The organism is Carboxylicivirga sp. (assembly GCF_982718395.1).
On sequence record NZ_CEXQWX010000038.1, the window covers coordinates 15849 to 41808 of the forward strand.

21 protein-coding genes and 2 tRNA genes are annotated in these 25960 nt (G+C 37.9%); 9 read left to right on the forward strand and 14 right to left on the reverse strand.

The window, feature by feature from the left end; all coding sequences use genetic code 11:
* Nucleotides 1-971: 971 nt before the first annotated feature.
* From AC4MRQ_RS09290 to AC4MRQ_RS09320, 7 genes are all read right to left on the reverse strand, one after another.
* Complete coding sequence (locus tag AC4MRQ_RS09290) at nt 972-2363, reverse strand: sigma-54-dependent transcriptional regulator (RefSeq protein ID WP_491197391.1); 1392 nt, start codon at nt 2361-2363, stop codon at nt 972-974.
* 4 nt (nt 2364-2367) lie between these two features.
* Entirely contained in the window at nt 2368-3465 is a 1098-nt protein-coding gene (locus tag AC4MRQ_RS09295) for a hybrid sensor histidine kinase/response regulator (protein WP_491197392.1), read from the reverse strand.
* Nucleotides 3466-3476: 11 nt separating this feature from the next.
* On the reverse strand, nt 3477-6083 hold the full coding sequence (locus tag AC4MRQ_RS09300; protein ID WP_491197393.1) for an ATP-binding protein: 2607 nt from the start codon (nt 6081-6083) through the stop codon (nt 3477-3479).
* Nucleotides 6083-6619, reverse strand: coding sequence for a heme NO-binding domain-containing protein (locus tag AC4MRQ_RS09305; RefSeq protein ID WP_491197394.1), 537 nt, complete (start codon nt 6617-6619; stop codon nt 6083-6085). The genes AC4MRQ_RS09300 and AC4MRQ_RS09305 overlap by 1 nt, the downstream gene beginning before the upstream one ends.
* A gap of 524 nt (nt 6620-7143) precedes the next feature.
* Nucleotides 7144-9192, reverse strand: coding sequence for a M3 family metallopeptidase (locus tag AC4MRQ_RS09310; protein WP_491197395.1), 2049 nt, complete (start codon nt 9190-9192; stop codon nt 7144-7146).
* A gap of 264 nt (nt 9193-9456) precedes the next feature.
* Nucleotides 9457-9540, reverse strand: a tRNA-Leu gene (locus tag AC4MRQ_RS09315).
* Between the two features lie 92 nt (nt 9541-9632).
* Nucleotides 9633-11012, reverse strand: coding sequence for an MFS transporter (locus AC4MRQ_RS09320; protein ID WP_491197396.1), 1380 nt, complete (start codon nt 11010-11012; stop codon nt 9633-9635).
* Between the two features lie 209 nt (nt 11013-11221).
* On the opposite strand from AC4MRQ_RS09320, the gene recO reads away from it, so the two are divergent.
* From recO to AC4MRQ_RS09335, 3 genes are all read left to right on the forward strand, one after another.
* The gene (gene recO, locus AC4MRQ_RS09325) at nt 11222-11950 is read left to right on the forward strand and encodes a DNA repair protein RecO (RefSeq protein ID WP_491197397.1); all 729 of its coding nucleotides are present in this window, start codon (nt 11222-11224) and stop codon (nt 11948-11950) included.
* A gap of 166 nt (nt 11951-12116) precedes the next feature.
* Nucleotides 12117-13259, forward strand: a complete 1143-nt coding sequence (locus tag AC4MRQ_RS09330) for a methionine aminotransferase (RefSeq protein WP_491197398.1) — start codon at nt 12117-12119, stop codon at nt 13257-13259.
* Between the two features lie 46 nt (nt 13260-13305).
* Nucleotides 13306-13377, forward strand: a tRNA-Arg gene (locus AC4MRQ_RS09335).
* 53 nt (nt 13378-13430) lie between these two features.
* Here the strand turns inward: AC4MRQ_RS09335 and AC4MRQ_RS09340 are convergent.
* Genes AC4MRQ_RS09340 through AC4MRQ_RS09365 form a run of 6 tightly spaced genes read right to left on the reverse strand, consistent with a single transcriptional unit; the run spans nt 13431 to nt 18555 of the window.
* The gene (locus AC4MRQ_RS09340; protein ID WP_491197399.1) at nt 13431-14270 is read right to left on the reverse strand and encodes a hypothetical protein; all 840 of its coding nucleotides are present in this window, start codon (nt 14268-14270) and stop codon (nt 13431-13433) included.
* Nucleotides 14271-14317: 47 nt separating this feature from the next.
* A complete protein-coding gene (locus tag AC4MRQ_RS09345) occupies nt 14318-14953 on the reverse strand; it encodes a hypothetical protein (protein WP_491197400.1) in 636 nt (211 codons plus the stop codon).
* 4 nt (nt 14954-14957) lie between these two features.
* Nucleotides 14958-16145 (reverse strand): glycosyltransferase family 4 protein, encoded by a 1188-nt coding sequence (locus AC4MRQ_RS09350; RefSeq protein WP_491197401.1) that lies wholly within the window; start codon nt 16143-16145, stop codon nt 14958-14960.
* A complete protein-coding gene (locus tag AC4MRQ_RS09355; RefSeq protein WP_491197402.1) occupies nt 16145-16504 on the reverse strand; it encodes a hypothetical protein in 360 nt (119 codons plus the stop codon). The genes AC4MRQ_RS09350 and AC4MRQ_RS09355 overlap by 1 nt, the downstream gene beginning before the upstream one ends.
* A gap of 22 nt (nt 16505-16526) precedes the next feature.
* On the reverse strand, nt 16527-17372 hold the full coding sequence (locus AC4MRQ_RS09360; RefSeq protein ID WP_491197403.1) for a hypothetical protein: 846 nt from the start codon (nt 17370-17372) through the stop codon (nt 16527-16529).
* A 25-nt stretch (nt 17373-17397) separates the two neighbouring features.
* Entirely contained in the window at nt 17398-18555 is a 1158-nt protein-coding gene (locus AC4MRQ_RS09365; protein WP_491197404.1) for a glycosyltransferase, read from the reverse strand.
* A 258-nt stretch (nt 18556-18813) separates the two neighbouring features.
* Here AC4MRQ_RS09365 and AC4MRQ_RS09370 point away from each other — a divergent pair, with 258 nt between their 5' ends.
* The 3 genes from AC4MRQ_RS09370 (at nt 18814) to AC4MRQ_RS09380 (ending at nt 21133) form a co-directional block, all read left to right on the forward strand.
* Nucleotides 18814-19233 carry a hypothetical protein gene (locus AC4MRQ_RS09370; RefSeq protein ID WP_491197405.1) on the forward strand — a complete coding sequence of 140 codons (420 nt, stop codon included), beginning with the start codon at nt 18814-18816 and terminating at the stop codon, nt 19231-19233.
* 67 nt (nt 19234-19300) lie between these two features.
* Entirely contained in the window at nt 19301-20011 is a 711-nt protein-coding gene (locus AC4MRQ_RS09375) for a hypothetical protein (protein WP_491197406.1), read from the forward strand.
* A 402-nt stretch (nt 20012-20413) separates the two neighbouring features.
* Nucleotides 20414-21133 (forward strand): DUF6261 family protein, encoded by a 720-nt coding sequence (locus tag AC4MRQ_RS09380; protein WP_491197407.1) that lies wholly within the window; start codon nt 20414-20416, stop codon nt 21131-21133.
* A gap of 174 nt (nt 21134-21307) precedes the next feature.
* Here the strand turns inward: AC4MRQ_RS09380 and AC4MRQ_RS09385 are convergent, their stop codons facing one another.
* Entirely contained in the window at nt 21308-22483 is a 1176-nt protein-coding gene (locus AC4MRQ_RS09385; protein WP_491197408.1) for a hypothetical protein, read from the reverse strand.
* A gap of 149 nt (nt 22484-22632) precedes the next feature.
* On the opposite strand from AC4MRQ_RS09385, the gene AC4MRQ_RS09390 reads away from it, so the two are divergent.
* The 3 genes from AC4MRQ_RS09390 (at nt 22633) to AC4MRQ_RS09400 (ending at nt 25838) form a co-directional block, all read left to right on the forward strand.
* The gene (locus AC4MRQ_RS09390) at nt 22633-23073 is read left to right on the forward strand and encodes a hypothetical protein (RefSeq protein WP_491197409.1); all 441 of its coding nucleotides are present in this window, start codon (nt 22633-22635) and stop codon (nt 23071-23073) included.
* Between the two features lie 148 nt (nt 23074-23221).
* Nucleotides 23222-25477: a TonB-dependent receptor gene (locus AC4MRQ_RS09395; protein ID WP_491197410.1), complete on the forward strand. Its 2256-nt coding sequence runs from the start codon at nt 23222-23224 to the stop codon at nt 25475-25477.
* A 22-nt stretch (nt 25478-25499) separates the two neighbouring features.
* Entirely contained in the window at nt 25500-25838 is a 339-nt protein-coding gene (locus tag AC4MRQ_RS09400) for a heavy-metal-associated domain-containing protein (protein WP_491197411.1), read from the forward strand.
* Nucleotides 25839-25960: the final 122 nt, after the last annotated feature.

Sequence of the window (25960 nt, forward strand, 5' to 3'; positions counted from 1 at the left end):
ATGGATTGCCCTTGGTGGTGATGCCTGTTCATTCAAAATATCAGAAGTTCTTGTCAAATAAGGTATGAAACTTATCAAAACTGTTGTAGCCGTCAATACAATGGCTCATCACCACAAACGTTTGCTCTGGAACCTGTTGAGAATGATTGGTAACGCTGCCAAAATACCAGGTAACCACTAAAATTTGACAAGTCACCTGTTACAAATGAAAAACTTATGGTCCTGAATCATTTTCTACCGGTCCTGAATGAAAAATAAGTGGTCATCAGTCACTTTTTAATGGCCCTCGGTCATTTTTCGATGGTCCTCAGTTATTTTTTAATGGTCCTGAATCAATTAATGGCCGTCCATAACGAAATATGTGTGGTCCCGAATGATTTTTACCTGGTTCTTTGATCTTTTTAAACAACTCCTTATTCTTGAGAAGAAGGCTGGGAGGTAGGATGTCCAATTTGTTGTTACTGAAAAAAGTGATTTTGAAAATAAAAAAGGATTTTAATCTATTGATAACGTGAGTACGATGTAAGAACTACTGGATAGTGCAAGAAAGCAAAATAGCATCTTAGACTCTATTGTGTTATATAATGAATACCCGTGCTTTAAAAAGCTCTGAAAGAGCAATACGTAAAAGTGCAGGTCGAAGGCCTGTGGAAAAATACAAACACTACTAAAAGGACTGTAAGTCCGGCACGTTGAAAAAAAGTACAAACGTATTCAACACGTATCGACCTTTCAGGTCTGCAGCTTAACTGAATGTCTATGATAGGCCTTCGGCCTATCCTTATACGCAACGGCCTTACAGGCCTTATCAAATAAATCTTATAGTAGCCTATTGTATATACTGCAGTTAGAAGTGCATTCTTCAAAAAACAGGGTAAAAATTGGAACTTCAAATTGGACACCCTAGCTGGGAGGTGTGAAAACAGTCCCCGACACAAAGCTTTATACATCCAACAAAATCAATGTAATCTTTACACCTCACCTTCGAGTTGAATACCATATTTCTGAATACGCCGATACAGAGCATTCCATTCCAGATTAAGCAGTTTGGCAGCTTCTGATTTATTATAGTTTACTTTTCGAAGGGCTTTAACAATGGTTTGTTTTTCGAGTTCTTTCAAATCATAGATGGTTTCGCTATGATTGGTATTTGGACTCATTTGGTTAGCAGGCAAAAAGAAGTGATCGGCTTGTATTATATTATCCTGGCTCATGATGCAAGCCCGTTCAACCATGTTTCGAAGTTCCCTTATATTTCCCGGAAATGGATATTTATCAAGTGTTGTGTAAACATCAGGATGCACTTTTTTAATGGTTTTACCCAAACGTTTGGATATATTCTTGATAAAATATTCAACCAGTAGTGGGATATCTGATCGACGTTCTCTTAAAGGCGGTATATGTATTACAAAGGCACCGATTCTGTGGAACAGGTCTAACCTGAATTCCTTTCCGGCCGTGAGTTCTTCAACGCTTTTATTGGTTGCAGATACAATCCTTATATCATAGGCTTTACTATCATGTGTGCCAACTTTGGTGAATTTTCGATCTTCCAGTACTCTTAATAATTTAACCTGAAGAGACATGGGCATTTCACCAATTTCATCCAGAAAAAGTGTTCCGCGATTAGCAGATTCAAACCAGCCTGCCTTATCAGATATGGCTCCGGTAAAGCTTCCTTTCTTATGACCAAAGAATTCACTCTCAAAAAGACTTTCAGGTATGGCCGACATATTAACAGCACCAAATAGCTCATCACACCTTTGGCTTAAAGTGTGAATGCCTCTGGCAATTATTTCCTTTCCGGTACCACTTTCGCCAATGAGCAGTACAGAGGTGTCAGGGGTTTCTGCAACCAACTTCATTTGTGTTTTAACTTGTTCCAAAGCCTTGCTTTCACCGATTAACTGAACACCGATTTCACGCTCAACTTCTTCTTTGAGCATCTTGTTTTTGATGACTTCATTGCTCAGCTTATCCTGAAGTTTGGCGAATTTCCGGGTTCGTTCAATGGAAAGCCATAAGGTGGAGGCGTCAAATGGTTTTTTACAATAGTCAGCCGCACCATTTCTTAAAGCACCAATAACCGTGTTCATATCAGTTGATGAGCTGATCATGATCACTTCAATGTTCGGATAATCAGCTTTTACCTTTTCAAGCACTTTTAAGCCATCCATCTCAGGTAATTTAAAGTCAGTTATCAACAGGTCGATTTCTTCATTTTCCAAAATTCTGAAACCAGTCGATGGCGTTTCTACTGCAAAAACGTTGACTTTATCTTTTAGGTAGGAGCGTACCACATTTCGAATTATCGGATCATCATCAATTACTAATACGTTGTATTGCTTAAGTTTTACGGTCATTTACTTAGGATTTAGTTTGGTTGGAGAAAATAATGCTTAATGTTGTTCCGGTACCGGCTTCGCTTTCACATTCGAGTTTAGCTTCATTAAGTTCAACAAAATCATGAACCATTTGTAAGCCGAGACCTGTACCTGATTCCTGGTTAGTACCGTTGGTTGTGTATACTTCTTTTTTGTTGAATAAGCGATCCAAAGTTGGCTTATCCATTCCGACACCATTATCCTGTATGCTCAATTTGCAATGATTATTTTCTTTTTTGATGCTGATGCTTACAGAATCGCCTGGTTCACTGAATTTAATAGCATTGGAGTATAGATTTCGGATGATGGTTTTAACTGTAGTGGAATCAGCAAATATCCGGCAATCATCGTCAAATATGTATTCTGTCAAAATGTGCTTCTGTTCAGCTGTAGGTCGCATTAACTGATCGGTTTCCATCACCAAAGCACTCAGGTCAACTAAAGAGAATTCCGGATTAATGCTGCCACTTTGAAAGCGCGTCCAGGTAAGGAGATCACTAAGCAAATCATTTGTTTGTTTGGTAGTTTTATCGAGCTGTTCAATTATTTCATTAAAATCATCTGTTCCTGGGATAACCACTTTGTCTTTTATGGCCGAAACGATAAAAATTATATTTGAGAAAGGCGTTTTTATATCGTGGGCAATGATAGAATAAAGCCGGTCTCTTGTTGCGTTTAAGGCTTTTATTTTTTGCTTACTTCTATACAATTCAATTTGGTTATTTACCCTGGCAAGCAGTTCTTCTTTTTGAAAAGGTTTGGTTACATAATCAGCTCCACCTGATTCAAAAGCTCTCACAATATCTTCGGTTTGGTTTCTGGCTGTCAGGAAAATAATAGGGATATCACACCATTTTTTATTGCTTCTGATTTGCTTACAAACCTCAATGCCATCCATGCCCGGCATCATAATATCCAATAATATCAGGTCGGGAAGTTGAATCTCAATCTGATTCAAGGCATCTTGTCCGCTTTGTGCCAGTCCAATCCTATAGCCTTGTTCCTGAAGGATTTCAGTTGTTACCTGCAGGTTTAGAATATTATCGTCGACAATTAATATGTTGGGAAGGTCTGATTTCATAACTGTAATGATTAGAGATAGGTTTTTAGTTCTTCGATTATTTCAGGAAATCGTTGGAGATGTTCTTTTATATTGGTCAAATTGATTAACTCAACAGCTTCTTTCAAATTCTTAGAGTAATCAGTCAGAAGATAGACTTTTTGAGACTCAGCATAATCAGATAATTCAGTCGCAAAGCTTTTAATATCATACAGAATTAGGTAACCGTTAATTTTCTTCCATTGAGGAAGAAAGGTGGTTTGCAGATGCTCTATGATTGAAGGGAGTTCTTTTTTAACAGCTTCACTAAGCTTTGGTGATACAGTTTGTTTATCCTTTTCAGCTATTAGGAATTTATTAAGAACCTGAATAAGTCGCTTTCTATCCAATGGTTTGGCCAAAAAGTCATCAAATACCTGCTGGTTTGACAGCTTTTCATCATTAATTTCAGAAGCTGTGTAGGCCACTATCTTTGCCGTGGGTTGAAATTTTCTGATGTTGACTGCTAACTGATGACCATCAATATCAGGAAGTTTTATGTCCAAAAACATCAGGTCAAACCCCTGTTCTTTACACTTAAGTTCAGCTTCAGTTCCAGTGGCAGCAGTACGAATTAGTTGATTGGACGGCAGAAATTCCTTTAAAATTCTGGTATTCTCAATCGTATCATCAACAATTAAAATGCAGGCAGGCTCGAAAACAGGTAATTCAGGTAAATTTAATTCTTCATGATTATTTGGTAATGCATTTTCAGTTATTTCAATGTCAGGAATCGTAACCTTAAATTCAGACCCCACATCAACACTGCTTTCAACTTCAATACTTCCTCCCATATTTTCAACGAGTTTTTGCGATATGGTTAATCCAAGACCTGTTCCACCATATCTTCGGTTAGCCTGTCCGTATTGTTGTCTGAACGATTCAAAAATGACTTTGGTTTGTGTAGGAGAAATACCAATACCAGTGTCGCTTACCTTAATGTAAACTGTTCCTTTAATAGTATCCTTTTTAACGAAAGCAACATCAACCAATACACCTCCTTTATGAGTAAATTTAATGGCATTGGCTACAAGGTTGAAGCAGACTTGTTTAACACGGTGTTCATCAATTAGTATAGCTTCGGGAACACTGTTATCTATTTTATAATTAAGGTAGATGTTTTTCTTTTTGGCATTGGCTGAGAACAACTGAATGATTTCCAGTATTGTATTCTTCAGGTTCGTCGCATCGTTATTCAATTCAATTTTGCCGGCTTCTAGTTTCGAAAAGTCAAGAATATCATTTAGGAGAGACAAAAGTAATTTACCACTTTTCACCACCGATTTGATCATTCCCCGGTCTTTGGGCTTTTCAAGTTTTAAAGACAGCGCTTCGCTAAATCCCAGGATGGCGTTCATGGGCGTTCTGATTTCATGACTTATATTAGCCAGAAACTCTGACTTGGCATTATTGGCTTTATTAGCCCGGTCTCTTTCGGCTTTAATAGAACTTTCCATGTGTTCCCGTTCAAAAGCGGCGGATACCATACCAGAGATAGTTCTCAGAAGTTCTATATTCGTTTTCGTCCACTTTCTGGTTGTCGTGGTATCAACGAATCCAATAAAACCAATTGATTTATTTTTTATTGTTAAAGGGTAAACGACAATGGATTTAACCGATAGTTGTTTTAAAATCGGTTGCAAATCATCCGGAAGGTTAACTACATTTTCAGCATAGATTCGTCCTTCATTTGCGAGTATCCTATTCCACGATGGAAATTGGTTGTACAGAATGTTTTGAAGATTATTTTTTCCAGCTTCTACTCCCGGTTTAATCCATTCAAATGTATTATTGGTCAGTGTTCCGTCTTCTTCATCTTCGAAAACATAAACACGACTGACTCTGGCGTGTTTGCCAACCTTTTCAAGAATATTATTAACTCTGGTTTTAAAAGGTTTTAAAGTATTTAACTCCAATGCAATTTCAGATGTTAACTCTTGCTCTTTTATATTCTGTTCCAGGAAATAAGTTTGTCGTGCCAGGAGTTTTTGTGTGTTTTTTTGTTCGCTTATATCCCTGGCAACAATAATAACTTCCTTAAAATGACAATCATCTTTTGAACTTATGGATTCATTATTTTTTAGAATACATTTTTTCTTAGTACAATCAGGGCAGTTTTCGGTATAGAATTGCAGGTTGACTCCAAACCAAACCATTTTGTTTTCCTTTGTTAAGGCTGGAACTTCAATATAGCTGAGGCAGTTTTTTTGGGTAATTTGATCCTCATAAAATAAGCTTCCTTTAATTTTAAAATGGTTCGGTAAAAAATTAAAAACTGTTTTATCAATTAGTTCATGGGGCGCATATCCAAGAATTGTTTCAACAATTGGATTTACATAGGATATAGTTCCTTCAAGGTCTGTTTTGCAAATGATATCATTAATATTTTCAACCAGCGATTTGTATTCCTGCTCTCGCCTGAAAAGGGTATTACTTTTTTCCTGAAGTAAATTTTTTAAGGTGCCGTTAACCTCTTTTAATTGGGTATTGCTTTCAAATAAAGCAAGCGATTTCTCTTCAAGCAGTTTTTCAGCTTGTTCACGAGCATTGATTTCCCGGTTTAATTTTCGCTTAAGAAGCCTATAATCTTCTGCTGACATCAAAGTCTTGTTATGGTGAATACCAGTTCGCTGCCATCCTGTTTAAGAAACTCTTCATGTATGCTATATTTTTCATCAAAGTGATTCATACAGCCATTGATAAGACCTTTTGCCAGATCACCTAATTTTCTGGAGGAAGCATATTTCATAGTTAGTACATTGTCCTCAATGGAGGTTTCTATATGGGGTAATTCCGCATCAGGATAAAGCTTGTTGACTTCAATATGAATTTTTTGTGGCACACGTTCCAGAAAAGTAAAGCCATCATGAGCGTATTGAAACATTTCCGGGTATTTTTTGAGAAAAATCTTAAAAAGATAATCACCGAAATCATACAATAATTTATTGGGAGGAATATTGGTGTTTTGGCTTAAATGTGTCAATAAGCTTACAAGTTCATCAAAATCATATGTGCCTACAGAAGTGTAAGCTCCATCATTGGGAAGGTTGGACTGATTGATAATCTGGTCAACCATTTTGTAGCCAAAATTTTCCTCTGTCATATTCAGGAATTCACAAAATACAGTTCCTTTCATGTGTTTAAATTTTTTTTAAGTTGTCACATGGAACTCTCATGAAATCTTAATCATTACCTTCCCACCTGAGTCGGGACAAGTTGTGTGTAATTTTTACGATTAAAATTTACATGTTCGTTTCATATTGCTTGTTTTTAGTAACTATAGCATAGTAAATTAATGAGTAAATATTGTTCTGAATAAAATTCTGATAAGCATCGATCAATATATTATCAACATTGTTAGAAACTTAAGATACTAATATTTTAACTTAATACGTTAATATGATTCTATTTGTTTAAGAAAATTTGAATGAGTATGTCGGATCAGTACTTGTTTTGATATGTTTAACCCCTTACTGGTCGATTGAATCTGGAAGGGATGTGATGTGATTTACAGCGAGTCGGAGAGATTATAAAGAGTATAAAAAAAGAGGCTATCTCAATTTTTTGTTGAGACAGCCTCTAAGTTTTAAAAGAGTCTTTTATTGACTGTTATTTTGTAATGGTTCCCCTATAAAGGTGTTTAGTCTATTGATTTATTGCTTAACCCAATCCAAGACTTTTAATGTAGGCTTCGTTATTTGAAGGGCGGCCAAGAAACTCTTCAACAGCTTCCATGATGTCTCTTTGCTGTCCGGTGGAAAGGATCAACTCACGGAATCGCTTACCAGTAGCCTGATCTGTCAGTCCATATTTTTCAAATTGAGTATACATATCCTGTGCATATACTTCCGACCATAAATAACCGTAGTAATAAACAGGATGGGTATTAATGTGAATCCAGGCAGCCTGTGGATGAGTATCATCTACATAGACTTCCATAATGCCCAGTTCGTCATCGATTTTCTTCCATAATTCATCAGTATCAAGGGCAACTTCAGGACTGAATTTATTGTATAGGTTCATATCGTAGAAACAGTTTCGAAGCGATGAAATTGCCTTATAACCAGAGGCAACATTTTTGGCTTTCACCATATTGTCAAACAGTTCTTTTGGCAATACTTCACCTGTTTCATAATGTTTGGCAAATGAGCTTAACATTTCATAGTCCATGGTCCAGTTTTCGAAAATTTGCGACATAGACTCTATAAAGTCCATTTTGGAGCTGGCTTGAAGAGCAAATTCGCCTTTGTATGAAAGACCATCAATAATATGACCGAATTCATGGAATAAGGTGTTCAACTCTTTGAAGCTAAGAAGTGAAGGTGAAGTTTCAGTAGGTCTGGTGAAGTTACCTAACAACATGTTAGTCGGTACTTCGAGTCCTGCTTCAGTCATTTTACCGGATTTTAAACCGACACCATAAAACCAGGATTCTTTATTAGGCCTTGGAAACAGGTCGAGGTAGAAACGACCAACCAATTGCTCACCCTCAAACACTTCATACATATCCACTTCTTCGTGCCATACCGAAGCATCTTCCACTTTTTTGAATTGAAGACCAAATAGCTCAGAATAAATATCAAGTACTCCTTTCAGACACTGATCAATAGGGAGGTAGGCCCTTAATGCTTCGTGGTCAACCTGGTATTTGTTCTTTAATATCTCGTTCGTGTAGTATGATACATCCCACACTTTCAATGGACTGCCTTTTATTGTGGAGTCATCTTTCTTCTTTAGATTGCTTAATTCTTTTAGATCACTAATAGCTTTTTCTTTAGCACGATCTGTCAGATCATTGATAAATGTCCAAACGGTTTCGGGATCTTTAGCCATTTTTGGATACAGGTTATAGTGGGCATAGGTTTCATATCCCATAATGTTGGACAGTTCATGACGTTTTTGAACCAGTTGATCCAATATGGCCAGGTTTTTATCAGCAGCTCTGTTGTTGAACTTCAGATAATAGGCTTTTCGGGTTGCCTCCTTTTCTGCATTACTCATCACCGGTCCTTTAGTGGCGTTCATCACCGGGATTTCGTATTTATTTTCTGTTGTTCGATATGTGTTTTTAAAGTTTTCTGGCAACCCTGATGCACCATCTTCGTCCAATACCAAAATTGGCATTGCCGTGTTCATATTATTGGAATAATCTGAGGTGAGCTGATTGATCTCCTTTGTCAGCGCAAGATACTTTTCTCTATTATCCGCATCCAGGTTTACTCCGGATTGTTCAAAATTCAGAATAAGGTCATCAACGAGGCGTTTTCTGTTTTCTTTTAAGGTCTTGTATTCATCCGATTCTTTGACGCGAACCATTTGGTTGAAAATATCCTTATCAGAATAAATGGTGGTTGATAAGGAATCCAGCAATTTGTAACCTGCTAAACCGTTGATTCTTGAAAGGGAATCAGGAGATACCCAATATAGCATAAATGAGCGGTTTGATGCGATAGTAACAGAATTAACTACATCATCCAATGCTGCAAATACTGAATTGAAAGATGGATTTGCAGTATGCTTGATTGTTTCAACTTTGGCATCTGCTTGTTTCAACGTAAAATGTACGTATTGTGTGATATCATCGGCTGTAACATTCTCATAATCAACCGGAGCATTTAGTTCTGTCAGGAAAGGATTGTCAACCGGTTTTTCAACAGGGTTGCAACCAAAAACAAGAACCAGCACAATCAAATAGTAGAGTGATCTCATTTTGTTTGAGTGTATTAATTTATTAGTCTTTATTATTTCAGTTGCAAGATAATAAATGTTGTATTGCAGATAAACTTAATAGGTTATGAATAAAATCACCACTAGTAGATAATTATCAATGATTAGTGTAAACTAGCTAACAAAAATTACGGTTGAAGATAATGGAGGTAAGCAGTCTGATATAGAAGTAATGTCATCTATACTATTGCAGGATTGTATGTAGAAACAAAAAATCCCGATAGAAATTCTATCGGGATTAAGCGGTACCCAGAGCCGGGATCGAACCGGCACGGTATTGCTACCACTGGTGTTTGAGACCAGCGCGTCTACCAATTCCGCCATCTGGGCAACATTCTAAAGATCTTTTTGCTTTAGCGGTTGCAAAGATAAGTCAAATCCTTTTTTCTGCAAGAAAAATCTTTAAAATGTTAGTGATTTATTTAGGCTTCTGACTTAACTAGCTCTTTCTTAGTATCTATTTTTTTTGTGACGTAACCATAGATAATTAGTGATATAGCTGAAACTAAAGCAATACCTACAAATACGAACCAAATGTAATGTGCATGATCATACGCGGTTAACTTTTCGGTCACACTTAATGTTTTCGGATCTGGACAGTAAATGCTCAACAAGTAACCAGATAATCCGAATCCAACCAGGTGCGAAATAAAGGAGTGTAGGTGACTAAACCCAAGATACAATCCTTCTTCGCCTTTGGGAGCCTGTAATGAGAAGTACTCAAGGAAACGAGGGGAAATAAACACTTCAGCCAATCCCTGGAAGACGATGCCCACAATCATCATAAAGGTGACAGGGTGAACGCCAAGAATGGTTCCGTCAAACATATTGCCCGAAGCCATTGCTAAAGCAGATATCGGCATAATAAACATGCCAATGGTCATTGAAAACAATGCTGTGCGACGACGCATGAGCTCGGTTATAAATGCAACGGTAGTAAATACCACCAGAGGATTGACGTTAGCATACCAGGAAGGTGCTGCATTTTCACCCGCCATGCGAAGCACGTATTTTGGCATCGTAGCATATAATTGACTCTGAACCATCCAGAATCCTGTAATGATCAAGATAAGTGTTATTAATCTACCATTGGTAAATACTTTACCCAAAGCATTCCATATCTCATTGAGACTTTTACCTTCTCCTTTAGTGTGAGTGCTCTTGTAGAATAGAAAAACCGTAATAAGTGCGATTAGAGTCATTGACGCTGCAAAAAAGTTAAGGATAAATAATCCTTCATCACCCATTGACATACGGAGCGGTTTAACAATTAGCTTACCTGAGAAAGCGCCAATATTTACCATGGCATAGAAGATTGAGAATCCACGTGCGCGGTTGGAAACTGTTGTTTCTTTCGACACTGTGCCAGTAATCACACTCTTAATGAAAGATCCACCTACTACTACAATTAAGAGTATGGGAACAATCAGGAATTTTTCCCATGATGTTTCAAGACCGCTAAACTGTGTTGTTTCTCCATATATTACCAAACCATTGTTTTCGAAAATGGCTGGAAGAATACCCATGCCTGCATATCCAATTGTTAGGAGTAGAAAAGCTAACATTAAGGCCTTTCGAAATCCAATCTTATCAGCATAAGCACCGCTGAAGGTGGGTAATAAATATAGTAATGCCCCAAATGGTCCGGCAATCCAAGCTGCTTCAATATCTGTAAAACCTAAAATCCTTGACAGGTATAGCGTCATTGCTATAAATACACCATAATAGGCTGCTCTCTCCAACAACTCAACTGTGTTGGCAACCCAAAAAGCTTTTGAAAAGCTCCATTTCTTTTCTTCCATTATTATCCTTTTAAATTCGTTATCTCTAATCAAATGATAGTAATACTACAATCGCCAAAAATAACTACTTTCTTTTTATTCGGTTATTACATTTATCATTCATTAAACATTTGACCCCATTATCTAACCATATTATTCTGACATTTATTGTCTTTTATACCCTGTATATTGTTCTTAACAAATACTAATTTTGTGCAAAAGCATTTACAATGATACACCAAACAAAAGGCATTGTTCTCAATCATATTAAGTATAAGGAAACCAGTATTATTGTAACTGTTTATACACGGAAGTTTGGTCGTCAGGGCTATTTGGTAAATAAAGTTCGAAGCAAGCGAAATAAGGGGAATGCCGTTTTACTGCAACCAATGACACTTTTAGATATGGAAGTGTATCATCGACCAAAGTCAGATATTCAAAGAATTAAAGATTTTAGGGTAGCTCATCCTTTATGCAGCATTCCTTTTAAACAGGAGAAACGTGCCATGGCTTTTTTCTTGACAGAGTTGTTGAGTAAAGTGCTTCGTGAGGAGGAAGAAAATATTGATTTATTCAACTTTATATACCATGGTATTGAAGTATTTGATACCGGAATTGAGGGGGACTATAATTTCCATTTGTTCTTTATCTTTCAGTTGAGTCGCTTTTTGGGATTCGGACCTGAGGGAGCCTATATCGAAGCAGACTATTTCGATTTACTTAATGGTCATTTCTCCGACAATGAGCCATCGCATGGTTTCTATATTACTGGTAAGACACTCATTAACTGGCGGCAACTATATATGTTGGACATTGAAAGCTTGTCTTTGCTTAATCTAAAAGGGAACGAACGCCTTACACTTTTAGAACATTTGCTTGAGTATTATCGGTTACATATCGACACAATGGGAGAATTAAAATCGCTTCCTATTGTGCACCAGTTATTTCATGAAGATTAGTAGCTCTGTCATTGGCCATCATAAACCAAGTTAATGCCATTGGTCAAATATTTTATGCCGTTGATTTAGAAAAAACGGCCTTTCCACAAAACATATCGCATATTAAAAACATAATCCTTAAATTGATTGATCTAATCAAAGGCCTGAATCCTTTTTTGTCAATATCATGAAAATAAATTCGAAGTTTCATAATCTGGAATCCAGCTTTTTAACTAAGCTTAATCCACTCATCAAAGAGTATGATGCCATAAATCTGGCATCGGGATACACAGGTTTTCATTGTTCTCCAAAACTGGTTGAGTTGGTTGAGAAACATTTACGGGAAGGTTTAAATCGCTTTGCAATATCGGCAGGAGAGATTGAGCTTCGCAACAAAATATCTGAGAAATTACTTAATCAATACGATAAGTACTATAATCCTGAAACAGAAATAACCATCACGGCTGGTGCACCACAAGCTGTTTACACGGCCATTGCTGCATTAATAAAAGAAGGTGATGAGGTTATTGTCTTTGAACCTGCCAATGAATATTATGTACCGGCCATTGAGATGAATGGGGGACAGGTGCGTGCCATTCCGATGAGTGGCGATCAGTATCATATCGAATGGGAGCTGGTTCAACAAATGATCAGCCCTAATACCCGCATGATTATTATTAATTCACCCCATGCACCTACCGGGTGGGTAATGAGCGAGATTGACTTGTTGAGACTCCAGAAGATTATTAGTGGTACCAATATCTTCATATTGAGTGAGGAAACCTTTGAACACATGTTGTTTGATGGACACATGCACCAAAGTATCGCTTTGTATCCTAAGCTTGCTGAGCACAGTGTGATCATTTCTTCCTTCGGTGAAACTTATCATGTAACCGGTTGGCAAATTGGCTACTGTGCAGCTCCGGAAGAGATTATGCGTGAAATCAGACGAGTTCACGAGACTATGATGCATAGCGTTAACTCCCCATTTCAGCTGGCCATTGCCGATTTTCTTGACAACAAAGACGAATATGCTCAGTTAAGTTCGTTCTACCAGAAAAAGCGGGACACATTTTTAAGACTTATGGATGGTTCACGTTTTAAAGCCCTGGATTGTTCTGGTAGCTTTTTTCAGTTGTTTGACTTTAGCTCAATAAGTGAAGAAAAGGACAGAGATTTTGCCATTCAACTAATTAAAGAATATAGTGTGGCAACAATGCCGATAAGTGCTTTTATTAAAGAGCGCCCACATCGGCCACATATACGTATTAATTTTGCTAAGCCGGATGAGATATTGGAAGAGGCTGCAAAGCGATTAAAGCGTATTTAACTATTGCACTTTTAAAAGAAACCATTACTTTTGCCGCCACAATATTGGTCCCGTAGTTCAACGGATAGAATAGCGGTTTCCTAAACCGTAGATATGGGTTCGATTCCCGTCGGGACTACATGAAAGCCTGCAATTGAGAAATTTGCAGGCTTTTATGTGTTTTGAGATTTATTACTTTAACGCCTTTCTTTTTTTAGCTCGCCAGAACTGGTCATCAAATTTACGATCAAAGGGTATAAAAAAGTGTTTGGAGACTAGCTCTTTCGTTTCCTGCATCATATTAAAGCCACAGGCGCTAAAAATTCGATCACAGATTGGAAATAGTTCGTAAGACGGATAATGAAAGATAAGCTGATCCACATTTAATTCATTGTTTTCAATATTGGTATTCACCAGTAAGTATGGATGGCAACCTTCTATTTGAGCAATATCTTTGGCGTAGTTTATTAAAGCTTTTAATTCAGCTGGATTTTCGGAGTGAGTAATCAACCAGATGGCTTGATGGGGTGGTAGATTATATTGTTCGATGATGCCTTTGGGATTACTTGCTGAGGAAGGTACAGCGAGTTTTAAGCACTTAACTTGTTCAGATGATTTCAGAATAAAAGCACGATGAGCCGGTTCGGGTTCTTCGAGTATGTGGGTGGTGTGAAAATGACAAGTTGTTTTAAGGTGTTTTTCGTATTCATGCCATTTTAACCTGCGACAAACATAATGGACCTTAATATGCGTGGGAATAGATACATTGCTTAATTCACCTTTGAGGCCGCATGGGAAAGTGTCAATATAAAAAGAAGATACTCGCTCATTTGATAATAATTGCTGAACTACTTGATCTGCCTGATTAACTTCCTCCCTGGGTATTATAATCAGTCGTTTGCTATCTATAAAACGGGTGGCAGTAATGGCACTTGTCATTATTTTATAATTCTCAATGTGCCATTGTTGCATCAATTTTAAAGCACGACTGACATGCCCCAGCCCACCACCAAGTGCATAATACAAAATCATGAGCGCTTAATGTTTTTGAGTTTATGGGTCAGGTTGGACTAACAGAACTAAAAATTATTTAATAATAGTTCGGCAACCATAATGCAGCGATAGGACATTTCAATCTCATTTAATGCAAAAATCCCTGCGACTTTATCAGCACCAAGACCTACAGCATTTATATGTGTATCACCAATTTCGATAGTTGCGCGCTGGTTTTCAAAAATGATGTTACCTATCTCGTTACCTTGCTGATAAACCTTAAATAATTTGCTATGTTTCGACTTTATCTCAAAGGGGTTAGTCATTTCATTATCAGATGCTACCTTAAGCTTACTCTCATATATTTTAACTTTATATAGCAGTTCGCCATTTTCCTTTTTAAGTTTAATGGCATCGTCGTATACATTTATTTTGGCAATTACATTGCCTTGTTTATTAATATACTTTGCTTTGCCTGAGCTACCTGTTTTTCGATAAATATGAATATCTCCAAGGTTGATAAGTACATCAGTGCCAATTGAAATTTCTCCTATAGAAACATTATCGGCATTATTCAGGTAAATCGTGGTTTGATTAACCTTATTGCTGGTTTTTACCTCCGAAGAATTCTCCTTATCGGTTGAATCGTTTTGCTTTTTGCTTCCCATTCCACATGCGGAAAGCAGCACTGATAATAATAGGATATAACTTAATCTGGTCATAGTATTAGATTTGAATTGTTTGCATCTTGTGTTGCGATTTTATTCGGCTAATCAGCGTATTATCATGATTGTTGGAAAAGAACTGATTGTACAAATAAGCCTCTTGATCAGCAGTGTAATTACTTGCAATAAGGTTTTCAAGGTTATATCCCAGTTGGGCCCTTTCGTTATCACTCATATTTACAGCTTTAAAGATCTGCCGGGCGCAAGCCTCTTTATCTGCCGGGTGAAAAGTCAGTCCGTTTTCCTGATTGTTTAACAGGTCTTTCATGCCATCAATGTTACTGGCTATTATTGGTATTCCTAATATGCCGGCTTCCATTAGTACGTTGGGCATGCCTTCGTAAAAGGATGGTATAGCTATCCAATCGCACACGGTATAGTATTTCAATAACTCGTTGCGGTCCATAAAGGGCAAAAGACTTGTTTGTAGTTGATGTTTCTCAATGAGTTGTAATATCTTCTCGTCGTCGATGTTGCCGGTTAATATCAGGTGAACTTTCTCTTTCATTCCTGATTTTAGTAATGCTTCGAGGAAGAACCGGATACCTTTTTTCTCTTTTAATACGCCAAATAAACCGATGGTCACCGTACCAGGCACGGTGCTGTTCTTTCTCCATTCACACATACTGTCAATTTCACTTTTAAGCGGAAGCCAGTTATGACTGTCAATGCCGTTTGGAATATAATGGACATTGGTATCGGGATAAAGCAGCTGTATTCTTTGGGCCTTATCCAGGCTATTGACACAAACCTCTTTGGAGCAACTAAAAGCCTGGTCTAAATAATACTTTCGCTTGGGTGAGAAAACCGAAATATCAAAATCATTGCCCCTGATAAAAGTATACAATGGCTTATCCAATAACCGGGCATAAACTGGTGCACCATTCATGGGCAGGAGGCCTCCAAATGCTACAATGCCATCGTACTCAAGTCTTGTATCCGGGTTACTTAAAAAATTCAGACCCAGATTCAGAGTGTGGGAAATGTCATGGTGCTTTGGAATAGCTGTGTAGCTGCCATTGAGCTTTTGTTCGGTGAAAAATGGCTTTTTGCGATTGGTGAAATGAAGAACGTGAATCACGTAATTCAGCTTCCGCAGGGAGGCGATAATCCGGTTACACGACTCGGCCATGCCACCTTTATTAGGCGGATAGTTCTCAGTTGTCCAAAGGAGTTTTTTCTGTGTCATTAGCTATCTAAAAAGTCATCATCATTCCCGTCCGACATATCATACATCTCGTCACTGGTGTCTTCAAAGCCTGAATAGTCCGACTCATCAAAGCCATAGTCGTCATAGTCATCGTAATAGCTTGATCGCATGGCCCAATAGCTCATATAAAAGTAACGGTCGTCATCGTAATAGCGGCCAGACAATGCCGCTTTTGACCCATTTTTTGATTTTGTAAAGCATTTAATGCAAACTGTTTTACCATTTAATTGCTCGGCGTGAGTGCTACACATTCTTATGCCGCAATCTGAACAATGCTGGGTCGCCATCTTTTTGCAACTGATTTGTCGGAATATTCCTTTTTTTATATCGCATCTCATATTTTGAAATTTTATTGTGGGTTTAAATTGGTTTAACAACTTTATATAACTGCTGAATCGCATGAATGGAAGGATTCAACGGGGCCGTATCGTCTTTTTCTAATCCTTTAAATACAACCTTGCTTTTTACCTTAATGGCCTGGTTAGTTTCGCTGATTGCCAATGGCATATCTGTTGTAATAGCTCCATTTCGTGTATAAATAGATTTAGGAAAGGTAAGGCAGATATTAAGTTTGACGATTTTCTTATGTTTGGTTTTGTATTTTGTTTTGCGGCTGGTTACTTTTTTAATACTAATCCTTTTGCCCAGATTAATTAGTTCAAAAGCCAAATCGGTATTGTCAGAAAGCGTGGCGTTGCCTTTTAAGGATGTTTGTTTGTAATACGAGATGGTTCTATAATCTTTTACAAAGCCATTGATTCGAGGTGGCATTTCCTGTTTGTCGTATCGATAAGCATGTTCAAACAGGCTTTTGGCACAGAGTGATAAGTTTATTTTGCCTCTGTCGTGCATTTCTTCTTTTAAAACACCTAAAAACGGGATGGTAAATAAGCGTAAGTTATTATCCAGATCGCCTTTTTTTAATATGAAGAACAGGACGATTGAGGTGATGGCAAGTGGCAGAAATACCACTTCGATAATTATCAATATTGTAGGTGCTTTATCAATTAGGAAGAAGAAGGAAAAGAAGGCGACCAAGAGGCTGATGGCTATAATAACCCCTAATACTTTCCTTGATTTATCACCGGCCGTATCCATTTTTCCAATATTGACCAGTTCTTTAAGCAGGTGCGAAACCTTAAAGCTACCTTCCAGTTCAAGCGACTGAAGGAATTTTTTCTGCGATGGTGAGAGCGCTGCTCTCATTTTAAAATACCTTAAAAGCATCTTGTTATAATTTGGTTGTGTATACGGATTCTAATTTATTTTTTACAACATCCCAGTTGGCAACAGTTTGGATGTATTTCAAGCCATTTTGGGCAAGTTTTTGCCGCACCTGCGGATATTCGATTAATATACGGATGGCCCGGCTTAACTCCTGTGGCCTGTCTGGAGGAACCAGCTTACCAGTAACATTATCGTCTAGTATTTCGCGACTTACGGGCAGGTCAGAAGCTATGACAGCGGTGCCACAAGCCATCGATTCGTATATCTTTAATGGTGAACACCCTTGTTGTATGTTTCTGCTGCATTCGCGCAAAGGGGCAATGCTCAGCATCGCATTTTTAATCCAGGTGTTTAAAACCGGTTTATTCAGTTGATGATGCCAAATGGTGTTTTCGGCTATGCCTAATTTATCGGCCAGCTTTATATAGGGTTTGCTTACCTTTTGTCGGTTAGAGCTGCAAATAACCAGTTTTAAATCTGGTATGTCTTTTAAGCCGGCAAAGGCCTTGAGTAAAGTGTCTATACCTTGCCAGTTTTGCAAGGCTCCAAAGTAAAGGATGTAGCTTCCTGGTAAGTTATCCTGCTTCTCGAAGGGCGGATTGGCATCGGCTGCATTGGGTATAATATCAATTTTATCTTGGCTGACACCTCTCGACATAAGCATTGTTTGGATGACACCGGATGGAGCAATGATATGTGTTGAGCGGGTTAAGCATAGTTCTTCGAGTCGTTCGATCTTACCTAAGGTGGCCCGCGTTAAATTGGGGTAACGATAGGGCAGCTCAATGGATGGCAGACCATTGACTTCGAAGAGTGTTTTGGCTTTGGTTGACGAGTTAAAAATACCCAGGCCACTCCATATATCGCGAAAGTGAATGTGTTTTATTTCGGTATGATCACGCAGTGTGTGCTCCAGATGGTGACTATACTCAAAGGCTCGGTTAAGGTAATGCGGTATTCGTTTTGAAAAACGAATGATGTCAGTATTACCTTCCGATTCAAAATCGGGATAGGTCTCATTACCCAGGGTGTAAAGCAGGCCGTTTCCGTAAAAGTCGAACAGGTACCTGGCCATATGGGCAATATGGGTGGAAGCACCTTTGGAGGTAGGAAACAAGTCAAAAGCAGCGTATAAGGCTTTGTAGTGTTGTTGATGAATCATATGCGCTACTAAGATATATTTTTTGCGCGATGAATTAAGGTGGAGATGCTAAAAAGCCTGCAATGGTGAGATTGGCAGGCTTTTGTATATGCAAGGAATTTCGCTCAAATTACCCAAAACTTTCATCCCCAAATACCATTCCTTCATCTTACAAAACCTGCCACTTATCAATAAAAACTAAAATAGTACCATTCAAAGGTGTTACGTTTTGCGTTTTCTGCAATTAACTTATAAAAACTAACACTAAATCCCTATAGAATGATCATACCGTTACTATGCACCCGAAACACCTTCCCAAGCCCTTGTGCAGTCAGTGATCGTTTTGCTGTTATAACACCGTTTTTAAAGCCAATCGATTGGCTGTACAAGGGTTTTAAAATTGCCGGTGCAGGCGTTGTAAAGCGTCACAATGGGGTCCATTGCAAGTTGGAGGTACCTGTAACGCGTAACAAGCCCCTCTATTGCACTTCAGCATATGATGTTCACCGTAGTAACACCACGCAAGACAGTTTAGAGCACTGGTTCCGGTTAACAAGGCCTTCCGTAGCCTGTGGGAGGTACCTGTTACAGTTGACAAAGCTTCTGTGCTCCCGGGGAACCACCTGTAACGCTTTACAAGGCTCGTTTTTTGCCATTACCTGCCTTGTAACGCTTCACAACACCTTTAATGGGACATAAACGTCACTGTAAAACAGACAATAACACCAGAAATTAATCATCTCCATATAATTTAAAACAATAACCTATGGCAAGAATAAAAAAGCCAAGATCAGTTATCGACAGTCTGATATTTTTAAAGAAGGCTATCGAAACCCACACAACAGACAGCGAGAGCGGTGTGTCTTACCTATCGGCCGGTATCGTTGAGAAAACCCAGACCTTTACCCCACTGCTTGAGCAAGGCATGGGCGACAAAGCCCGTTTTGTAAGCAATGCTCAAAAAGAAAGAAAGGAAAAGAATGAATCCATTGATGAACTAAAGACTTATATTCGCGATTTTTGGGAGGTGGCTAAGCGCCGTATCTACCGCGAGAATTTACCGGTTGAGCTGTTGGCTCACTACCAGTTGCCGAAAAGTGGTAATTTACCCTATCTGAACTCTGACGGGCAGGCACTTGAGATGGCTCCTTTATTGATAAAAGGTGATGCCGATGCTGTTGGTAAAGGCTATCCGGCCATGGTGAACCCCAGCGCTGAGGCTTTGCAGGAAGTGTTGGATAAGGCACGAAGGGAAGCTGCTGATGTATCTAATGCCGACCGTGAGCTGGACGAAGCACAGGAACGGGTATCGGACTTAATGCCTGAGGCCAAACGCCTGATAGATCGTATCATCGCCGAACTTGAATTTAATCTATACGATAAAGACGATAGTAGCAAGCGACGTATTATGCGTAACTACGGTGTTAAATATGAGCTGGCCAAAGACGAAGAACCGGATGAATTGATAGACGAATAAACTTTAGTTAAGGAGATGATAAAAAAGCCACCTTAGGATAATCCGGGGTGGCTTTGGTTGTTTTATACCCAAAGTATATTGCAGAATTAATTTACTCTGCATCTTCTTTAGCAGGGATGTAAAACTTAAGCTAATAAAATTGACGTCATTAAGATGTATACTTTTCCTGAAGGATCAAATGTGGGCTTGTATTCTGATCATTCCTGATAGGGAAAGATGTATTGATGTGTTTAAAACACGATAATAACTTAAAAAGTAAAAGATACATAAATGTCAAGCATTAAAGTTATGTTTTACAACACGTTGTTTAGTGCTCAAGCGTTAGTTAGTATTCCATATCTTAATAAATGTAATGTATAATGCATATGATATTTTAACTACTAACCATTGAGACATTTCATTATGATTGAGAAAATTTCATTTAACAGTCGTATTACAGAGGTTAATTCAATTGCAATGCGCATGTTGTATGCCTACAAGGATTCATTGATTCACGAAGATCAGCACCTGGATGCAATAATGAATGATGCCGGTTTGCTTTCTGCTAAATTAGGAGTGGCAATTAATCGTATAAAGAGTCAATTACAGTTAGAGGAAAAAGATGAGCAATGTGAGCAGGCTGTGTATGATCTTTATTGCTTGCTAAAGGGGTTTACACATCATCCAATCCCGGAGTTACAGCAAGCAGCCGTTGCTATATTGGAAGTGTTTGATCATTATGGATTGAGTAATTTGAAGGAGAGTTACGATATACAATCATCCTTAATTCATTCATTGTTGGATGATCTGGCCAAGCCAGAGATGCAGGCTCATCTGGAATTACTATCAGGAGCAGTTGAATGTATGAAGGCCATTCGGTTAAAACTGCAGGATTTTGAGACTTTTCGTTTGGCATTTGAATCAGATAAAATTGAAGAAAGTACTTACGCCAATGCTTCAAGTATCAAGAAGGAGTTGATAAAACTAATTAATAAGCAATTGTTAGTTTATCTTAAAGCAATGTCAATCGTGAATAATAATGCCTATTGTGAGTTTACGCGTGTTGTAACTCAAATTATCATTGATAATAATTCCAATGTACGAAGACGGCGGGAGATGCAACCCGTGGAGATAGAAAATTAAGGAATATTATCAACTAACCCTAAATATATGTAGCAAAAGGTCTTGTTATTACTAAATGTATTCAGGTTGATTAACTTATTTTATTTGGTTGGTTAGGGGTCGTCGAATGTAGCCGGAATTTTCTGGTTATACTCATTGCTAAGGCTTCATTCGGCGATTTTTTCTTAGGCCTGTTTAATTAATAATTCCCCACGCTGCAAAACGCGTATCTTCTTTAAAGTATGACAGTGGGAAAAATCCCTTCGAAATTTTGCCATTCCGAACGAAGATTGGGTGTTCCTTCATCTGCCTTTTCATAAATTCTGGTGCCTCACCAGCTTTGAATGAGGTGATTTGCCAGGTTCCGCGACAGTCATGAACAAAGTGTTTCTTAATATGAATATTCACCAAGCCCATATTACATCGTAAGTTTGCTTCTACTAGTGGATAGAATTTGATTTTACCATGTTCATTCACAAACATAGAATCAATACCAATTGGTCCTGTATATTGTTTATGAATTTCCAATTGTTTTAAGCTCTCAATAATGGCGTTTTCAGTTTGCCTTAACCAAAGCGTATCACCGGGAAGTATGTTATTGAGCTTTTCCGGGATATGAAAATATTCTTTAGAGAAATGGCCCTGTGTGTCAGCGTCAAAATAGTTGATGCCATGAAAAATATATTGCCCACGATCAGTGATTTGAAATTGAAGTGATGCGTCTTGCACTTTATTGTAGATGGGTTCAACAACAAGAGACTTGTGTTTTTTTAATTGCGCCTGTATCCAATTATAGCCTTGTTGCAGTTGCTGTTTATTTCTAATAAACAATAGACCACGTCCTGATGAGCTCCACAAAGTTTTTACAACAATGCCTGCTGGCTGAGAGCGCAAGCTCTCTATAATTTCATCGATACTGTGAATTGCTTTTGGTAATTGTGGTATTGTAACAAAGGAAGGCAGATTCTTTTTATTTAGCTCATTAACGAGGCTGACGCTCGTTAATCGACTAAAAAAGTTCCGTTGCTCCATTAAGAGATCTGAAGTATATCCTCCAATGCTTTTTGTATTCTTAAATTTTTGTATCACTACGGGGCTCCATCCCCAGGGAATAATTCGTCCGTATTTTTTCTCAAGCGATTCGCTCAAGGAAATGAAGGTGGGCAATTCTATTCCAAACTGCTTCCAGAAAGTATGCAACGAAGAATCCTTTGTTTCGCAAATAAGATCATCATCTTTGTCACCCAGAAATGCCATTAAAGGACTAATGTCATGCTCAAATTTGGCCAGTAAAGTTGGTGGCATGTAGCTAAATGTGCCATTTTCAACAGCAAGATCGCAGGTAGGATTATATAGATATAAGTTTGTCATTAGAGAACAAAAATATACTGATCAATTGAGATGCCGAAGGTTTTGGGAGTTTATTCGATTAATGTAATTAAAGAAAGAGTGATGTAAATCAGTTGTTAAAATTTTGTAGAGTAGTATAAAAATTAGTTTTTTTGTCCTTAATGAAGACCATGAAGTTGAAATATAAGTTGATAAGTATCCTGATAATGATGGCTATTCTGCCATCGATATTAGGCGTGCATATATTTCATCATCAATGCAATGGTTGCGAAGAGAACGAAACGTTCACTCGTATCATAACAACCGCACACTCTCATGATCATGCCTGCAGCGAGTGCGAATGTGATCAGGTTTGCACTTCATGTAAGGAGCATAACCATCATTCACATGATGAAGCATGTCAGCATCAATTTAAAAAAGCATCATTCGATGGAAAGACAACTGTTGCTAAATTTAAGTTTCAGGCAGAGGTTATTGAATTATTAGATTACAACCACTTATTAGCAGATGTTGTAACTATAAATAGAATACCTTCTTATATTGTTGACGACGCAATTCTAAAAGTTCCAGATGATCCTTCACCTGAGGAGAATTGCGTATTTCTTTTATGATTCATCTTACTTTCTAAGGACAATCGTCCTATAAAATCTTGTTGAGCTAAGTTATATCAGGCTCAATGCAACCCCTTATTAAAATAACTAACCGCGAACGTTGATTGAGGAACAAAGTATTCCTGCAATCATGTATAAATTATTTAAGATGAATCGAATAACAATAGTTTTTCTATTATTACTATTTATAGCATCACCTGTTTTTTCTCAGGCAAACAAAGAAATTACAGGTGTTGTGAAAGCCAATGAAAAGGATCAATTAACCGGACTTGTTGGAGCAAATGTTTATTGGGCTAATACACAAGAAGGTACGGTTACCGATTACAATGGCGAATTCGCCATCGAACAGAAGAAAGGCGACAAGAGGTTGGTCGTTAGTTATATTGGCTATCAACCGGATACCTTATTAATTAATAATGATAAACACCTCGAAATAATTCTGAAGAGCGATGAGCTAGACGAAGTGTTGGTAGCCGGTAAAAAAGCTGGCTCGCACATGTCGAGACTTGACCCGATGACCAAAGTGAATATTACTGGTGCTGAATTGTGTAAAGCAGCCTGTTGTAATTTAAGTGAGAGTTTCGAGACTAATGCTTCAGTGGATGTATCATACTCTGATGCTGCTACTGGTGCTAAACAAATTCAGCTTTTAGGACTGTCAGGCAACTATGTGCAGATGATGACCGAGAACATTCCTAATTTTAGAGGCTTGGCAACACTCTATGGGCTGAATTACATACCAGGTGCCTGGATGGAGTCAATACAAATATCAAAAGGAACATCAACGGTTATTAATGGATACGAGGCTTTAACAGGGCAAATCAATGTTGAATACAAGAAGCCTGTTAATTCTGAGAAATTCTTCTTGAATATGTATGCCAACAATACAGGTCGTTGGGAGAGTAATGTGAATGGATCTATTCATATCAATGATAAGCTCACAACAGCTATATTGGCGCATTATTCTGAGGATCAAAAGTCAACTGATGATAATGATGATGGCTTTCGGGATGAACCACTTTTAAAGCAGCTCAACTTTATTAACCGTTGGGATTACAATAATAAAAACGGATTTACTTCACAGATTGGAATTAAAGTTCTGGATGAAAATAGGCTGGGAGGCCAGATGGGATTTACAGGCAGAAATCCTGAAGATCAAAATATAGGTTCCGAAGATCAACTTTATGGCATTAATATCGATACCCGTCGTTATGAAGGATTTTTTAAGGCCGGTTATTTATTCGATGATGAAATAACGAGTTTGGCATTGGTAGCCAACTATGCATATCACGAGCAAAATTCATTCTATGGCCGTAAGGTTTATGATGCCAATCAGGAATCGTTCTATGCTAATTTAATTTTTCAATCGATAATTGGTAATGAGAATAATAAGTACAGTGCAGGGGCAAGTTTTCAGGCCGATCAATTTGATGAAAGTCTGATGATGAATTTTCTGCAGCCTGATGGTATTCAAAACCTGAACAGGGAAGAGCTTGTACCAGGAGCCTTCTTTCAATACACTTATAGTATTCCAGAGCGTCTGACAATCATCACTGGAGCACGCGTCGATTTTCATAATCTATATGGAACATTATTCACACCAAGAATACATGCAAAGTATAACATTACTAAGAACACCATCGTAAGAGCTTCGGCCGGTAAAGGGTATCGGACACCTAATGTATTGGCTGAGAATAGTTACCTGTTGGCGAGTTCCCGTGGTATAATTATTGCTGATGATCTGGATCAGGAAGATGCCTGGAATTATGGGGCAAATATCACACAATATATCAATATAGGAGGTCGCGAATTGACATTAAATGCAGAATATTATAGAACCGATTTTCAAAATCAATTGGTGGTTGATGCCGACCAAAGTGTTGATGCTGTTTATTTCTATAATCTGGACGGCAAATCTTACGCAAATAATTTTCAGGTAGAAGGTAAATATGAGTTGTTGCGTGGATTGGATGTTGTTGCGGCGTGGCGATTCAATGATGTAAAGTCAACGTATAATGGCGAGTTAATGGAGCGTCCGTTAATTAGTCGATCAAAGGGATTATTTAACCTTTCGTATTCAACACCACTTAAAAAATGGCAGTTTGATTTTACAACGCAGTTTAATGGTAAAGGTCGCGTACCTTCTACGGGGGATAATCCTGTAGAATATCAGCGTCCATCATCATTTGATGCCTACCAGATTGTTAATTCACAGGTGACAAAGTATTTCAAAAAGTGGAATATATATGCTGGAGTTGAGAACCTTGGTAATTTTAAACAAGATGGACCTATTATTGCTGGGGATGATCCTTTCGGAGGGTATTTTGATAGTTCATTAATTTGGGGGCCTATAATGGGGCGACGCTACTATTTGGGTCTTCGTTTTTCAATAGATAGAGAGTAATAACCAATTTAAAATTTAAAATATGAAAAAATTACTTGTATTAATAATTACGACATTAATGGTTGTAAGTACTTATGCTGAGGACAAAAAGAAAAAGGTAAGTGAAGTGACTTATAAGGTGGAGATGGATTGCCAAAGTTGTGTGAATAAAATCACCAAAAACATTCCTTTTGAAAAGGGAGTAAAAGATTTAAATGTTGATTTTGAGGGGCAGACTGTGACAGTAAAATATAGGGAAGACAAAACTTCGAAGGAGAATTTAGTTAAAGCATTTAAGAAGCTGGAGTTTGAAGTTGATGAATTAAAGGAAGGCGAATGTACAGAAAAGAAAAAGTGCTGTAGTGGCTGTGGAAAGAATTAATAAATAAAAGGCTCCTTCGGGAGCCTTTTTTCTAACCCTCCTTTAATCAAAGCCCAGGCAGATTTCGAACCCCTTCAAAAACTTTTCCCTTCCAACTTTCATTAAATCAACACATAGGCCTC

Excerpts from the sequence above, each read along its gene's own strand:
- AC4MRQ_RS09290 (WP_491197391.1), bottom strand. The coding sequence starts at position 2,363 with ATGACCGTAAAACTTAAGCAATACAACGTATTAGTAATTGATGATGAT.
- AC4MRQ_RS09295 (WP_491197392.1), bottom strand. The coding sequence starts at position 3,465 with ATGAAATCAGACCTTCCCAACATATTAATTGTCGACGATAATATTCTA.
- AC4MRQ_RS09300 (WP_491197393.1), bottom strand. The coding sequence starts at position 6,083 with ATGTCAGCAGAAGATTATAGGCTTCTTAAGCGAAAATTAAACCGGGAA.
- AC4MRQ_RS09305 (WP_491197394.1), bottom strand. The coding sequence starts at position 6,619 with ATGAAAGGAACTGTATTTTGTGAATTCCTGAATATGACAGAGGAAAAT.
- AC4MRQ_RS09310 (WP_491197395.1), bottom strand. The coding sequence starts at position 9,192 with ATGAGATCACTCTACTATTTGATTGTGCTGGTTCTTGTTTTTGGTTGC.
- AC4MRQ_RS09320 (WP_491197396.1), bottom strand. The coding sequence starts at position 11,012 with ATGGAAGAAAAGAAATGGAGCTTTTCAAAAGCTTTTTGGGTTGCCAAC.
- recO (WP_491197397.1), top strand. The coding sequence starts at position 11,222 with ATGATACACCAAACAAAAGGCATTGTTCTCAATCATATTAAGTATAAG.
- AC4MRQ_RS09330 (WP_491197398.1), top strand. The coding sequence starts at position 12,117 with ATGAAAATAAATTCGAAGTTTCATAATCTGGAATCCAGCTTTTTAACT.
- AC4MRQ_RS09340 (WP_491197399.1), bottom strand. The coding sequence starts at position 14,270 with ATGATTTTGTATTATGCACTTGGTGGTGGGCTGGGGCATGTCAGTCGT.
- AC4MRQ_RS09345 (WP_491197400.1), bottom strand. The coding sequence starts at position 14,953 with ATGACCAGATTAAGTTATATCCTATTATTATCAGTGCTGCTTTCCGCA.
- AC4MRQ_RS09350 (WP_491197401.1), bottom strand. The coding sequence starts at position 16,145 with ATGACACAGAAAAAACTCCTTTGGACAACTGAGAACTATCCGCCTAAT.
- AC4MRQ_RS09355 (WP_491197402.1), bottom strand. The coding sequence starts at position 16,504 with ATGAGATGCGATATAAAAAAAGGAATATTCCGACAAATCAGTTGCAAA.
- AC4MRQ_RS09360 (WP_491197403.1), bottom strand. The coding sequence starts at position 17,372 with ATGAGAGCAGCGCTCTCACCATCGCAGAAAAAATTCCTTCAGTCGCTT.
- AC4MRQ_RS09365 (WP_491197404.1), bottom strand. The coding sequence starts at position 18,555 with ATGATTCATCAACAACACTACAAAGCCTTATACGCTGCTTTTGACTTG.
- AC4MRQ_RS09370 (WP_491197405.1), top strand. The coding sequence starts at position 18,814 with ATGATCATACCGTTACTATGCACCCGAAACACCTTCCCAAGCCCTTGT.
- AC4MRQ_RS09375 (WP_491197406.1), top strand. The coding sequence starts at position 19,301 with ATGGCAAGAATAAAAAAGCCAAGATCAGTTATCGACAGTCTGATATTT.
- AC4MRQ_RS09380 (WP_491197407.1), top strand. The coding sequence starts at position 20,414 with ATGATTGAGAAAATTTCATTTAACAGTCGTATTACAGAGGTTAATTCA.
- AC4MRQ_RS09385 (WP_491197408.1), bottom strand. The coding sequence starts at position 22,483 with ATGACAAACTTATATCTATATAATCCTACCTGCGATCTTGCTGTTGAA.
- AC4MRQ_RS09390 (WP_491197409.1), top strand. The coding sequence starts at position 22,633 with ATGAAGTTGAAATATAAGTTGATAAGTATCCTGATAATGATGGCTATT.
- AC4MRQ_RS09395 (WP_491197410.1), top strand. The coding sequence starts at position 23,222 with ATGAATCGAATAACAATAGTTTTTCTATTATTACTATTTATAGCATCA.
- AC4MRQ_RS09400 (WP_491197411.1), top strand. The coding sequence starts at position 25,500 with ATGAAAAAATTACTTGTATTAATAATTACGACATTAATGGTTGTAAGT.